General features: G+C 64.3%; 16 protein-coding genes. 11 read left to right on the top strand and 5 right to left on the bottom strand.

Going from position 1 to position 13,266, the window contains the following annotated elements; translation table 11 throughout:
* Window position 1: 1 nt before the first annotated feature.
* Window positions 2-1,453, bottom strand: coding sequence for a pyruvate kinase (gene pyk / locus WG908_RS13715; RefSeq protein WP_340187156.1), 1,452 nt, complete (start codon window positions 1,451-1,453; stop codon window positions 2-4).
* A gap of 115 nt (window positions 1,454-1,568) precedes the next feature.
* Between pyk and WG908_RS13710 the strand changes: the two genes are divergently transcribed.
* The 5 genes from WG908_RS13710 (at window position 1,569) to ruvC (ending at window position 3,867) form a co-directional block, all read left to right on the top strand.
* Complete coding sequence (locus WG908_RS13710) at window positions 1,569-1,868, top strand: DUF1244 domain-containing protein (protein WP_340187155.1); 300 nt, start codon at window positions 1,569-1,571, stop codon at window positions 1,866-1,868.
* A 37-nt stretch (window positions 1,869-1,905) separates the two neighbouring features.
* Window positions 1,906-2,148, top strand: coding sequence for a DUF2312 domain-containing protein (locus tag WG908_RS13705; protein ID WP_340187154.1), 243 nt, complete (start codon window positions 1,906-1,908; stop codon window positions 2,146-2,148).
* 47 nt (window positions 2,149-2,195) lie between these two features.
* Entirely contained in the window at window positions 2,196-2,522 is a 327-nt protein-coding gene (locus tag WG908_RS13700; protein WP_340187153.1) for a heavy metal-binding domain-containing protein, read from the top strand.
* A gap of 67 nt (window positions 2,523-2,589) precedes the next feature.
* The gene (locus WG908_RS13695; RefSeq protein WP_340187152.1) at window positions 2,590-3,333 is read left to right on the top strand and encodes a YebC/PmpR family DNA-binding transcriptional regulator; all 744 of its coding nucleotides are present in this window, start codon (window positions 2,590-2,592) and stop codon (window positions 3,331-3,333) included.
* 45 nt (window positions 3,334-3,378) lie between these two features.
* Complete coding sequence (ruvC, locus tag WG908_RS13690; protein ID WP_340187151.1) at window positions 3,379-3,867, top strand: crossover junction endodeoxyribonuclease RuvC; 489 nt, start codon at window positions 3,379-3,381, stop codon at window positions 3,865-3,867.
* A gap of 19 nt (window positions 3,868-3,886) precedes the next feature.
* Here ruvC and WG908_RS13685 read toward each other — a convergent pair whose 3' ends face one another.
* The 4 genes from WG908_RS13685 to WG908_RS13670 all read right to left on the bottom strand — a co-directional run bounded on the left by WG908_RS13685 (window position 3,887) and on the right by WG908_RS13670 (window position 8,573).
* Window positions 3,887-4,720, bottom strand: a complete 834-nt coding sequence (locus WG908_RS13685) for a ferredoxin--NADP reductase (RefSeq protein ID WP_340187183.1) — start codon at window positions 4,718-4,720, stop codon at window positions 3,887-3,889.
* Window positions 4,721-4,893: 173 nt separating this feature from the next.
* A complete protein-coding gene (locus tag WG908_RS13680) occupies window positions 4,894-6,384 on the bottom strand; it encodes a hypothetical protein (RefSeq protein WP_340187150.1) in 1,491 nt (496 codons plus the stop codon).
* Between the two features lie 154 nt (window positions 6,385-6,538).
* The gene (locus tag WG908_RS13675) at window positions 6,539-6,856 is read right to left on the bottom strand and encodes a hypothetical protein (protein WP_340187182.1); all 318 of its coding nucleotides are present in this window, start codon (window positions 6,854-6,856) and stop codon (window positions 6,539-6,541) included.
* 121 nt (window positions 6,857-6,977) lie between these two features.
* Window positions 6,978-8,573, bottom strand: coding sequence for a phosphoenolpyruvate carboxykinase (locus WG908_RS13670; RefSeq protein WP_340187149.1), 1,596 nt, complete (start codon window positions 8,571-8,573; stop codon window positions 6,978-6,980).
* 258 nt (window positions 8,574-8,831) lie between these two features.
* Between WG908_RS13670 and WG908_RS13665 the strand changes: the two genes are divergently transcribed.
* From WG908_RS13665 to WG908_RS13640, 6 genes are all read left to right on the top strand, one after another.
* Window positions 8,832-9,536, top strand: a complete 705-nt coding sequence (locus WG908_RS13665; RefSeq protein WP_340187148.1) for a response regulator — start codon at window positions 8,832-8,834, stop codon at window positions 9,534-9,536.
* Window positions 9,505-11,112 (top strand): sensor histidine kinase, encoded by a 1,608-nt coding sequence (locus tag WG908_RS13660; protein WP_340187147.1) that lies wholly within the window; start codon window positions 9,505-9,507, stop codon window positions 11,110-11,112. Before WG908_RS13665 ends, WG908_RS13660 begins: the two co-directional genes overlap by 32 nt.
* A 75-nt stretch (window positions 11,113-11,187) precedes the next feature.
* Window positions 11,188-11,634 carry an HPr kinase/phosphorylase gene (locus tag WG908_RS13655; RefSeq protein WP_340187146.1) on the top strand — a complete coding sequence of 149 codons (447 nt, stop codon included), beginning with the start codon at window positions 11,188-11,190 and terminating at the stop codon, window positions 11,632-11,634.
* On the top strand, window positions 11,631-12,569 hold the full coding sequence (rapZ, locus tag WG908_RS13650; RefSeq protein WP_340187145.1) for an RNase adapter RapZ: 939 nt from the start codon (window positions 11,631-11,633) through the stop codon (window positions 12,567-12,569). Before WG908_RS13655 ends, rapZ begins: the two co-directional genes overlap by 4 nt.
* Before the next feature lie 22 nt (window positions 12,570-12,591).
* Window positions 12,592-12,996 carry a PTS sugar transporter subunit IIA gene (locus WG908_RS13645; protein ID WP_340187144.1) on the top strand — a complete coding sequence of 135 codons (405 nt, stop codon included), beginning with the start codon at window positions 12,592-12,594 and terminating at the stop codon, window positions 12,994-12,996.
* Window positions 12,993-13,265: an HPr family phosphocarrier protein gene (locus WG908_RS13640; RefSeq protein WP_340187143.1), complete on the top strand. Its 273-nt coding sequence runs from the start codon at window positions 12,993-12,995 to the stop codon at window positions 13,263-13,265. Before WG908_RS13645 ends, WG908_RS13640 begins: the two co-directional genes overlap by 4 nt.
* The last annotated feature ends 1 nt before the right edge of the window (window position 13,266 follow it).

Below are 13,266 nucleotides of genomic sequence, written 5' to 3'. Positions count from 1 at the left end.
TCTACTCGCGTCCTTTCAGCTCGTCGCCACGGATGGCGGCGACATGCAGCACATTGGTCGAACCGGGCGTGCCAAACGGCACCCCCGCCAGCACCACGATCTTGCGCCCCTTTTCGGTCAGATGATGGCGCAGCGCCATCCGCCGCGCCTTGCCCACCATTTCTTCGAACGTCCCGATATCCTTGGTGCGAACGGCATGGACGCCCCAGGTCAGGCCCAGCCTGCGCGCGGTGTCCTGCCGGGGGGTCAGCGCCAGGATCGGCGCGCTCGGCCGCTCTCGCGCCACCCGGCGAACCGTGCTGCCCGATGATGTGAAGCAGGTGATCGTGCTGGCCCCGACCACCGGAACGATGCCCGCCGCCGCCTCGGCCAGCGCATCGGCGGTGGTGGAATCGGGATCGGTCTGGGTGAAGTGCAACCGGCCGAGATAGCCCGGATCGCGCTCGACGCTCTGGGCGATGCTGTCCATCATCGCCACCGCCTGTTCGGGCCAGTCGCCGGCCGCGGTTTCGGCCGACAGCATGATCGCGTCGGCGCCGTCATAGACCGCGGTCGCGACATCGGACACTTCGGCTCGCGTCGGCGTGGGTGCCTTGATCATCGATTCGAGCATCTGCGTCGCCACCACCACCGGGCGCCCCATGCGCCGCGCCGTCTCCACGATCTGCTTTTGCAGCGGTGGCACCGTATGCGGCGGCAATTCGACGCCCAGGTCACCGCGCGCCACCATCACCGCGTCGGCCAGTTCGAGTATCTCCTCCAGCCGCTCGACCGCCGATGGCTTTTCGATCTTGGCCATCAACGCGCCATAGCCGCCCATCAGCTTGCGCGCCTCGGCCAGATCCTCGGGCCGCTGGACGAAGCTGAGCGCGATCCAGTCCATGCCCTGCTGCATGGCGAAGCTGAGGTCGCGCCGGTCCTTTTGCGTCAGCGCCGCCATCGGCACCACCACGTCGGGGACGTTGACACCCTTGCGGTTGGACAGCGTGCCGCCGACCTCGACCACCGTGTCGATCCGGTCCTCGGCCACGTTCATCACCCTGAGCACCAGCTTGCCATCGTCGAGCAGCAGGCGCGCGCCCGGCACCAGCGCCTGATAGATTTCGGGGTGGGGCAGATTGACGCGCGTCGCGTCGCCGGGCGCTTCGTCGCGATCCAGCATGAAGGACGCCCCGGTTTCGAGCACCGCCAGCCCTTGCGCAAAGGTGCCAACGCGCAGCTTGGGGCCCTGGAGGTCGCCCAATATCGTCATCGGCCGCCCGAATTCCTTTTCCAGCCCCCGGATCGCGGCCACCCGCGCCGCATGATCCTCATGCGTGCCATGGCTCAGGTTGATGCGGAATGCGTCCGCGCCCGCAAGGTAGAGCTTGCGGATCATTTCGACCGTGTCGCTCGCTGGCCCCAGCGTCGCCAATATGCGGACCTTGCGCGAACGCGGCGTTATCTTCGTCATCACCATCTCCTGGCAGTAGGAATGCGCCGGGCAGCAGGGGCTGGCTTGCCTGGGCTTCGATTTCAATTATCGATGATACACGTCAGGATCATGTATAAATGCGAGAGGATCACCCATGGCCAACAGCATAGTCGACGACGCGGTCGCCGCAATCGCCTTCCGTCGGCTTGTCGCCCATTTGCAGCATCGCACCGATGTCGAGAATATCGACCTGATGGGGCTGGCGGGCTTTTGCCGTAATTGCCTGGCCGACTGGATTGCCGAGGCGGACGGCACGATGACCCGCGATCAAGCGCGCGAGATCATCCATGGCATGCCCTTTGCCGACTGGAAGGCGCGCTATCAGGGCGAAGCGAGCCCGCAACAGATCGCCCGGATGAAAGAGAGTGTGGCGAAGAACGCCGACAGCCACTAGGAGCGTCGCCAACCCGATTCACAGACTGGAGATTATCATGAGCGAGGGCAACGTCGCCGCCGATCAGCTACGCCTTCTCATCGAGCGCATCGAACGGCTCGAAGAAGAGAAAAAGGGCATCGGCGACGACATCAAGGACGTCTATCTGGAAGCCAAGGCGACCGGTTACGATCCCAAGATCATGCGCCAGATCGTCCGCCTGCGGAAGATGCAGCCGCACGACCGGCAGGAAATGGAGGCGATCCTCCAGACCTACCTGTCCGCGCTGGGGATGGAGTAGGCCGAAGCGTTCGCCTGACTGCCCATGACCCGGAAAGGAACGCCATCATGTCCGAAATCATCGTCAGCACCACCAGCCGGCTGGAGGGCCGCCCCGCCAAGGAATATCTTGGTATCGTCACCGGCGAAGTGATCGTGGGGGCCAACCTGTTCCGCGATCTGTTCGCCAGCGTGCGCGATATCGTCGGTGGCCGGTCGGGCGCCTATGAGGATGTGCTCCAGCGCGCGCGAGACCAGGCGATCGGAGAAATGCGGATGCGCGCGGCGACGCTGGGCGCGAACGCCATCGTTGGCGTCGACCTCGACTATGAGGTGCTGGGATCCAACGGGTCGATGCTGATGGTGTCGGCGTCGGGCACCGCAATTCTCGTCTAGTTGCAGGAAAGGCGAGCGGTCGCTAGAGAGCGCGCTTGCCTTTCCACTATCATGTCAGGAGCAGGCCGTGGCCGGCCATAGCAAATTCAAGAACATCATGCATCGCAAGGGCGCGCAGGACAAAAAGCGCTCGTCCATGTTCTCCAAGCTCAGCCGCGAAATCACCGTGGCGGCAAAGATGGGCATGCCCGACCCGGACATGAATCCGCGCCTGCGCCTGGCCGTCAACGCCGCCAAGGCGCAGTCGATGCCCAAGGACAATATCCAGCGCGCGATCGACAAGGCGTCGAAGGGCGACGGCGAAAATTACGAAGAGGTGCGCTATGAGGGCTATGGTCCCGGCGGCATCGCCATCATCGTCGAGGCGCTGACCGACAATCGCAACCGCACCGCGACCAATGTGCGAACCGCTTTCTCCAAGAATGGCGGCAATCTGGGCGCGAGCGGGGCGGTCAGCCACGGCTTCGACCGCATGGGGCTGATCACCTATCCCGCCGCCGCCGGCGACCCCGACGCCATCTTCGAAGCGGCGCTCGACGCGGGCGCCGAGGATGTATCGTCGAGCGAAGACGAGCATGAGATCTGGACGGCGATGGACGCGCTGCACGAAGTAGCCAAAACGCTCGAAGCCAGGCTGGGTCCGGCAGAAGGCGCCAAGCTTGCCTGGAAGCCGCAGACCACGGTCGAGGTCGACGAGGCCAATGCCGCGACGCTGATGAAGCTGGTCGACACGCTGGAGGACGATGACGACGTCCAGACGGTGTGGGGCAATTACGACGTGTCCGACGATGTGATGGAGAAGCTGGGTTAGGCGGCGACGCATCTTTCGCCTTGGGCGAAGCCGGGGGGCGGGCAGATGATCATCCTGGGCCTTGATCCTGGCCTGGCCACCACCGGCTGGGGCCTGATCGCGGCGGACGGCAATCGCCTCAGCCACCTCGCCAACGGGCAGATCAGGACGCAGACGACGATGCCGCTGGGCGCGCGGCTGCTCGCGCTCGACGCCGCGCTCACTGACCTGATCCTGGAATATCGCCCCGGTGGCGCGGCGGTCGAGGAAGTGTTCGTCAACGTCAATCCGCAATCGACGCTCAAGCTGGGGCAGGCGCGCGGCGTGGTGCTGCTCAACGCCGCGCGATCAGGGATCGACGTCGGCGAATATGCCGCGCGCCTGGTCAAGAAATCGGTGGTGGGCGTCGGCAATGCGTCCAAGGAGCAGGTTCACGCCATGGTCGCGCGGCTGCTGCCCGGCGCGAAGATCGCGGGCGCGGACGCCGCCGATGCGCTGGCGGTGGCGATCACCCATGCCCATCATGTCGCCAGCGCGCGACGCATACCGAAATAGGCCGCACGGACGGCCCGGCTCAGCCGACGAAGGCGCGCTCGATCACGAAAGCGCCGGGCGCGGCGTTCGATCCTTCGGGAAACCCGCTGCCTTCGAACAGCGCGCCGAACTGCTTGATCATGTCCATGCTGCCGCACATCATGATCCGGTCGGTTTCGGGATCGAATTTCGCCGGACCCGGAATGCCTTCGAACAGCGACCCGTCCCCGATCAGCTTGTCGATGCGGCGGTTGGTGCGAAAGGGTTCGCGCGTGACCGTGGGCACATAATGAAATTGCGTCGCCGCCTGCTCGGCGACCAACGGATCGTCGGCCAGCTTGGATTCAAGCTCGTCGTGGAACGCAAGGTCGCTGACCCGGCGCACCGAATGCACCACGACGACCTGCTCGTAAAATTCATACACGTCGGGGTCGCGGGCCAGGCTGAGGAACGGTGCAAGGCCCGTGCCGGTGGACAGCATGAACAGCCGCTTGCCCGGCAACAGCGCGTCGGTGACGAGCGTGCCGGTGGGCTTGCGGCCAAGATAGATCTGGTCGCCCGGCTGGATCAGCTGCAACTTGCTGGTAAGCGGGCCGTCCTGCACCTTGATCGACAGGAACTCCAGTTCTTCGTCCCATGCGGGGCTGGCGACCGAATAGGCGCGCAGCAGCGGCTTGCCGTTGTCGCCTTTGAGGCCGATCATGACGAACTCGCCCGACCGGAAGCGGAAGCTGGCGGGGCGCGTGATGCGGAAGCTGAACAGATGTTCGTTCCAATGCCTCACCGACAGAACGGTTTCCACCGACAACGCGCCGGTGGGTTCCAACACGGCCTCTTCATCGGCACGTTTGATCGACACGTCGTTCAAGTGCATTTCCCTCATCGCCCATTGCGCAACGTCCGCAATATGCTGGCGCGAATGGCCCTTCACCCTGATGAAGGCAAGGCCAAAAAATCTATCCTGCCCAAAAGCTGACGGCGGGACATGCCCGCCGTCGCCCTTGATCGGGAAAGATCGGCGCGCCTGTCGCCGCCCTGCCTGATCGTTCAGAAGCGATAGCCTATGAACAGGTGGCCGCTCTTGTAATGATCGCCCAGCTTGCCGATCAGTCCGACGCGGATCACTTCATAGCTGTTGCGGATATCGCTGCCGCGCGTCCGCACGCCCAGCGACAGCGTGGCCTCGTGCAGCGTTTGCGTATAAAGATCGTCGCCCAGATAGTTGGTCATCGCATAGCTGGTGCGAACCGACGCCTGCCGACCCAGGGTGCGGCCCGACAGCGGCAGTTCATAGGCCAGGCCATTGCGCAGAACGACATTGTCGGTCCGGTTGCCGACATCATAATCGTACAGCTGCGCCTTCAACACCTTGGTATAGCCGATCATGTTGCCGATGGTCAGCGCGCCCGGCCCGATATTGTCGAGCATCAGCAGGCTGGCGACCGATCCCATGGCGAGCTGGCCCTTCAGCCCCTGATCATGGGCATAGACATAGCCGTAGGACACGCGCGGCTCGATGCTCCACTGCCGCGACAGGCCGATGCGTGCGGCGACGGCAGCGTTTGCGCGCAGCGTCCGCACGCCCTTCACATCTTCATAGCTGACTGGCAGGTCGACGATCAGCAGATTGCGGCTGCCCTCGCTCAACCGGAACGCACGGCTGATGCGCGCTTCATAGGTGGTGCCCACCGCGCCCTGGCGGTTGGTGCGGCCGATGCGCAGGCCGATGCCCCAGGGCGCTTCGTCCGGGCCGAACATCGGCTGCGTGAAATCAAGCCCGGATTCGACCATCTGGTGCTGAAGGCTCTGGGCATTGCCGACCAGCGGATTGACGCCCGCGCCGTTGACCGAACAGCCATAGACCGCGCCGAGAAACTCGTTGGCGGTGAAGCGTTCGGACCCGGTATATTGCCAGGGTCCGTTGGTGGTTTCGCCTTCCAGAAACTGGTCGTAAGCGGCAAAGGCCTCATCGGCGGCAAAATTGGGATCGACGCCGGTAAATCGCACCGCATAGGGATTTTGATACCGGGTTTCGATATTGTCGAAGGCGGCGTCGCTGATGCCATCGGGCGCGGGCGCATATTGCGAGCCCTGGATCAGATTGCCTTCGAAATTGACGACTGAAAGCCCGCCGACATTCTGCCGGATGCTGGTTGCCCCTTCGCTACGGCACGGCAGCGTGACAGTGAGCCGGCCCACACCGTTATTTTCGAAAAAGCGCGCGAGCACCTGGGTTCCCAGAATGTTCGACGTGGCCGTTACCAGGCCGAAGCTGCCGGTATCGTTGACGCCGTCAAAGCCATAACGATCCGGGATCTCGCGCAGGTGGAAGAGGTCCAAACCCGCGTCACGCTGGACGAAGCTGCTGTCGAGCGGCAGATTGAGAAGCGCCGTATCGTTTGCGTTGCTGAAAGCCATGCGGACATAGACGCGGCCCGGCCCGTTGGGCGCGTTCACGTCATCGACCTGCGCAAGGGCTGCCGTCCCCGTCGCGGCGAAAGCGCACAGCGCGGCGCCGCGCAAAATCAACCTGTTCATAATTCCCCCAAATGCGTCTTAATTCAATGCGTTGACCGGCCTCCCCAGGCCAGCGCGAAAGAATTAGAGATGCAGGGGGAAATTACATACCCCGCAGGGGGTATGACCGATGCAACCACGACCGTTTTTTGACAATAGCCGCCGACGGCGTGGCCTAGCCGAACAACCCCTTGGCGATCGCGCCCAGTTCACCCAGCGGATTGCCGTCGCCGTCGCGGTCGAACATGCCGCCGATCTTGCTCATGATCGCTTCGGGGCCACCAAACTGCCCCATCATTTCCTGAAGGCTGTCGGCCGACACGCCATATTCGGCGGCCGTCGCCGCCAGCGCGGAAATATCGGTTTCGCCATGCGCGATGCGACGGCCGATTTCCGTCATCAGGCCCTGCATCTGTTCCGGCGATACGCCGAGCCTGGCGGCAATGTCGGCCAAACCGCCCGCATTGCCCAATAGTTCGTCGAACATGCCCATGCCGCGCCTTTCGATCATCGTTCAATCACTGGCCACAGGATAACACCGCATCGTGCGCGCGCGAAACGAAAAGGGGCCGGGCAGTCCCCTGCCCGGCCCCTTTTGCCGATATGTGCGTCGATCAGGCGGCGGTGAGCGCGGCCTGGCGGACCGAAGCGTCGACATGCTCCTCGAACTGGGCGAAATTGTCGACGAACTGCTTGACCAGCTTCGCCGCCGTGGCGTCATAGTCGGCCTTGTCGGCCCAGGTCGCGCGCGGATCCAGAATGGTGGCATCGACGCCGCTGACCGCGGTCGGGACTTCGAAGCCGAAATTGGGATCGGTGCGGAACGTCGCGCTGTTGAGGCTGCCGTCCAGCGCGGCATTGAGCAGCGCGCGAGTCGCCTTGATCGGCATGCGCTTGCCCACGCCATATTTGCCGCCGGTCCAGCCGGTGTTGACCAGCCAGCAGGTCACGCCGCCCTTGGCGATCCGCTCTTTCAACAGATTGCCATAGACGCTGGGATGACGCGGCATGAAGGGCGCGCCAAAACAGGTGGAGAAGGTGGCGGTCGGTTCGGTTACGCCGATTTCCGTGCCCGCGACGCGCGCGGTATAGCCCGACAGGAAATGATACATGGCCTGGTCGGGGGTCAGCCGCGAGATCGGGGGCAGCACGCCATAGGCGTCGGCGGTCAGGAAAATGATGTTCTTGGGCACCGGACCCAGATTCTTTTCCGATGCATTGGGGATGAACTCGATCGGATAGGAACCGCGGCTGTTTTCCGCGAGGCTGTTATCGTCGAGGTCGATCTCGCGCGTGACCGGATCGATCACCACATTTTCCAGCACCGTGCCGAAACGCTTGGTGGTGGCGAAAATTTCCGGTTCCGCCTCGGCCGACAGGTTGATCATCTTGGCGTAGCAGCCGCCTTCGAAATTGAAGACCGCGGTGTCCGACCAGCCATGTTCATCGTCGCCGATCAGCGTGCGGCTGGCGTCGGCCGACAGCGTGGTCTTGCCCGTGCCCGACAGGCCGAAGAAGACGGCGGTGTCGCCGTTGGGGCCGATATTGGCGGAGCAATGCATCGGCATCACGCCCTTGGTCGGCAACAGATAGTTGAGGATGCCGAATACCGACTTCTTCATTTCGCCGGCATAGGCGGTGCCGCCGATCAGGATCAGCTTTTCCGAGAAATTCACCGCCACCACGGTTTCCGAACGGCTGCCATGGCGCGCCGGATCGGCACGGAAGCTGGGCAGGTCGACGATCGTATATTCGGGCGCAAAGTCGGCCAGTTCTTCCGCCTTGGGCCGCACCAGCAGCGTGCGGATGAACAGATTGTGCCAGGCCAGTTCGTTGATCACGCGCACGCGGACGCGATGTTCGGGCTGCGATCCGCCGAACAGGTCGGCGACATAGAGCGTGTCCTTCTGCCCCAGGGCCGCGAAGAAATCAGCCTTCAGATTGGCGAAATGCTCCGGCGTCATGGGAACGTTGGTCTTGCCCCACCAGACCGTGTTTTCGGTCTCGGCATCCTTGACGATGAACTTGTCATTCGCCGACCGGCCCGTGTGCTTGCCGGTCTGGACGACCAGCGGACCGTCCTTGGCCAGCATGCCTTCGCCATTGGCGAGCGATGCTTCGACCAGCGGCGCGGTGCCCAGATTCCAGTGTTGGGTCGCGGTGGTGGATATACCCTGTTGGTCCAGGGTGATTGAAGATTGGGCCTGCACGCACATAACTCCTGATAAAAATTCGGGTCGCTGGCGACCGATCCGCCCCTACGTGTCGCTCCTTTCGTGCGGGCGACATCGATTGCTGCAGACATGCCGCGCATAAGCATTCGCGGCCAAAACGTCAAATTGGTCCCGCTTCGCTGTGACTTGCGCCGCTTCCAGGCCCGCTTTGCCCTCGACGATGGCGATGCGATTGCTTGCGAGCGCGAGAAGGTTGGTCTAGGCACGACAGCTTCCGACGACATGGATGATCGCATGACCGCAACCATCGCGCTGGTGGACGACGACAAGAACATCCTGACATCGGTGTCGATCGCGCTTCAGGCCGAAGGCTTCATCACGCGCATCTATTCCGATCCCGATGCTGCATTGAAGGCGCTGCTCGACAATCCCGCCGACCTGGCCGTTTTCGATATCAAGATGCCCCGCATGGACGGCATCGAACTGCTGCGCCGCCTGCGCGAAAAGACGCAGATGCCGGTCATTTTCCTGACATCCAAGGCGGACGAGCTGGACGAAGCGCTGGGCCTGGCGATGGGCGCGGACGATTATATCGCCAAGCCATTTTCGCAGCGCCTGCTGATCGCGCGCATCCGCGCGATATTGCGTCGCGCCGAAGCGAGTCGCACTCCGGCGACCGCCGACGAGCCGGCCGCCGAGCCGATCCTGCGCGGGCGGCTGGAAATGGACCCGGCGCGCCATCGCGTCAAATGGAACGGGCAGGACGTGACGCTGACCGTAACCGAATTCCTGATTCTCGAAACGCTCGCTATCCGGCCCGATGTCGTCAAAAGCCGCAACCAGCTGATGGACGCCGCCTATCAGGACGACGTCTATGTCGATGATCGCACCATCGACAGCCACATCAAGCGCCTGCGCCGCAAGTTCCGCGAGGTTGATCCCGAATTCAATGCGATCGATACGCTCTATGGCGCTGGCTACCGTTTTTCCGAAGCGTGAGGGCGGCGACGAGCCGGGCCTGCAATGGTCGGGCCGGGTCAGCCTGACGCCGCGCATCCTGGCGGTCAACGTCTTCGCGCTCGCCTTGCTGGCCGGCGGATTCTTCTATCTCGACAGTTATCGTACCCGCATCGTCGATGCCCGGTTGGAACAGTCGGCACGCGAATTGTCGCTGCTGGCCGTTGGCCTCCAGCACGCCCATAGCGACGGGCGGGACGCGCTGATCGCTGCCTATGCGCGGCGCACCGGCGATCGCGTCCGCCGCTATCACCGCGATGGCCGGCTCATGAGCGACAGTTTCACCATGGATGCGCCGCGTTACCGGCTGCGCCAGCCTTCGGAAGAAGGCTGGCGGCGGCATGTCGCGCGCTTCCTCGACAAGGCCGTCGACCGCATCGTTTCGGCTGACCGTCCACCCGATTTCGCCGAACCGACGGTGGACCGCGCCGAAGCCTGGCCCGAAATCATGGCGGCGCGCCGCACCAACGCGCCGCAGTCGATGAGCCGTTATGCGCCGGATCGCACGCTGGTCATCTCCTCCGCCACGCCGCTGGCCGATGGCGATATGTTGCTGGCGACCGAAAATGCGCGCGACATCACGCGCATCGTCCGCGCCGAACGGCTGCGCCTGGGCCTGGTGCTGGGCGTGGCGGTGATGGCGTCGGTGCTGCTATCGCTGTTCCTGGCCCGCACCATCGTTCTTCCGCTCCAGCGACTCGCACGGGCGGCGGTGCGCGTGCGCCTTGGCCGCGCGCGGGAGGTCACCGTGCCGCGCCTGCCCGAACGGCGCGATGAAATCGGGATGCTGGCGCGGGCGCTGTCGGACATGAGCCATGCGCTGCGCCAGCGTATCGACGCGACCGACGCCTTTGCCGCCGATGTGAGCCACGAACTCAAGAACCCGATCGCGTCGCTCCGCTCGGCGCTCGATTCGCTCGAACGCATCGACGCGGTCGCCCGGCCCGATCTGCGCGATCAGCTCATGGCCATCGCTCGCGACGATGTGCGCCGGCTCGACCGGCTGGTCACCGACATCGCCGAAGCATCGCGCATCGACGCGCAGCTTTCGCGCACCCGGTTCGAACCGATCGACCTTGGCCAGCTGATCGAGCGACTGATCGTCGCGCGTGAGGCGCGTGGGGTGGCGCGCGGGGTGCGGCTCGCATTCGCCCGCCCGCGCAAGGACGTGGCGGTGGTGCTGGGCGAGGAACAGCGGCTGGTGCGCGTGCTCGAAAACCTGATCGACAACGCGATTTCTTTCTCGCCCGACGACGGACTGGTGCAGGTGGTGGCGACCGTCGCGCAAAATGAAGTGCTGGTCAGCGTCGAGGATGAAGGGCCAGGCGTGCCCGAATCCGAGCGCGAGCATGTGTTCCGCCGCTTTCACAGCGTCCGGCCCGAGGGCGAGGCGTTCGGCAAGCATTCGGGTCTTGGCCTCGCGATCGCGCGGTCGATCGTCGAGGGGCATCAGGGACGGATCAGCATCGGCGACCGACAGGACGCGCAAAGCGGCGCCTGCTTCGTCGTCCGCCTGCCGATGGCGGTGGAAAAGGACCCCGGCATCGCGTCGGAGTGATCGGCGGGGCGGGGCGCGTAATATCGTTTCACCTGTGCCAGATAAGGTCTAAGTAAGAGCGTTCGGGGAACGAGCATGGCGCGCGCACTATCATCGGAGACGGTTCATGCGACGGCGGTGGCGATCGGCGGGCGCGCGGTGCTGCTCGCGGGTCCGAGCGGCGCTGGCAAGTCCGACCTGGGGCTGCGGCTCATTGATCGGGGCGCGCAACTGATCAGCGACGATTATACCCTGCTCAAGCGGCAGGACGGCGTGCTCGTCGCGACAGCGCCCGACACCATCGCCGGGCGGATGGAGGTGCGCGGCATCGGCCTTGTCACCCTCGCCCATGTCAGCGACGTACCGGTCGCGCTGTTGATCGACCTGTTCGACATCGTCGACCGGATGCCGCAAGAACCGCTGTGGCGCACGCTGGCGGGGGTCGATGTGCCGGTGATCAAGCTCGCCCCGCGCGAACCGTCCGCGCCGATCAAGGTCGAACTGGCGTTGCGTGTCGTCGACGGGACTGCCGGCCAGTCATGAGCGAGATCGCGCCCAAGACGATATTGCTGGTGTCGGGCCTGTCGGGCGCTGGCAAGACGACGGCGCTCAAGACGCTGGAGGATATGGGCTGGGAAGTGGTGGACAACCTGCCGCTGATGCTGCTCGACCGATTGCTGCACAGCCCCCTGCCGGCCGGGCATGCGGGCGACGACGAGCGGCCTCTGGCGCTGGGCATCGACGCGCGGACGCGGGGGTTCGACGCCAATGCCATCGTTCAGCGGATCAAGGCGCTGCGCGAAACGCACGGGCATGATATCGACACGCTGTTCCTCGATTGCGCGGGTGCCGAACTGGAGCGGCGCTTTGCCGAAACGCGGCGGCGGCATCCGCTGGCGATGGATCGCCCGGCGGCCGACGGCATCGCCCGCGAACGGGAAATGACCGAACCGTTGCGGCGCTGGGCCAGCCATATCGTCGATACCACCAGCTTTTCGAGCAATGCGCTGCAACAGGAAATTCGCGGCCGCTTTTCGCGCGAACGCCTGTCCGATCCGGTGCTGACGATCCTGTCCTTCGGCTTTTCGCGCGGGGTGCCGCGCAATGCCGACCTGATGTTCGACATGCGCTTCCTGCGCAATCCGCACTGGGACGATGCGCTGCGGCCGCTGACCGGGCAGGACCCGCGCGTCGCGGCCTATATCGCGCTCGATCCGGCCTATGAGGACGCGGTCGGCAAGATCGAGGAACTGCTCGTTTCGCTGGTGCCGCGCTATGCGGAAGCCGGCAAGGCCTATATCACCGTGGCGTTCGGTTGCACCGGCGGGCGGCATCGTTCGGTACATGTTGCCGAACGTGTCGCCAAACGCTTGCAAGGCGCCGGCTTTTCGCCCACGGTATCGCACCGCAATATGGAATCAGCGCCGCAGGACGCCCTGGAGAAGCGCGACCGGGAGGCCCGAAAAGCAATATCATGAAGCAGGTGGGCCAGACACGCAGATGATCGGACTAGTCCTTGTCACCCATGGGTCGCTGGCGACGGAATTCGTCGTGGCGATGGAGCATGTCGTCGGGCCGCAACAGGCGATCGCGACCATCTGTATCGGTCCCGAAGACGATATGGAACTGCGCCGCGCCGACATCGCGGCGGCGGTGGAGCGGGTCAATGACGGGTCGGGCGTGATCCTCCTGACCGACCTGTTCGGCGGCACGCCGTCCAACCTTGCCATATCGCTGCTCAAGGCCGGCGAGATCGAAGTGATCGCGGGCATCAACCTGCCGATGCTGATCCGCCTGGAAAGCGCGCGCAAGGTGATGGACGTGCGTGCGGCGGTTGCAGCAGCGCGCGAAGCAGGGCAGAAATATATCAGCGTCGCATCGGAATTATTGGGCAGCACCCCATGACGGATATCAGTCGGGAAGTACGGATCAGCAACAAGCGCGGCCTGCATGCCCGCGCCAGCGCGAAATTCGTTACGCTGGCAAGCGGCCTGCCCGCGCAGGTCACCGTGCGCAAGGACGGATCGGAAGTCACCGGCACGTCGATCATGGGCCTGATGATGCTGGGCGCGGCAATGGGGGACCATATCACCATCAGCGCCAAAGGCCCCGAAGCCGAACATGCGGTCGGCCAGCTGGTCGCCCTGGTCGAGGAAAAGTTCGGCGAGGAATAGG

The organism is Sphingobium anseongense (genome assembly GCF_037725245.1).
Taxonomy (GTDB): domain Bacteria; phylum Pseudomonadota; class Alphaproteobacteria; order Sphingomonadales; family Sphingomonadaceae; genus Sphingobium.
The sequence above is the reverse complement of the archived record's forward strand: the minus strand, read 5'-3'. Positions and strand labels throughout refer to the sequence as shown.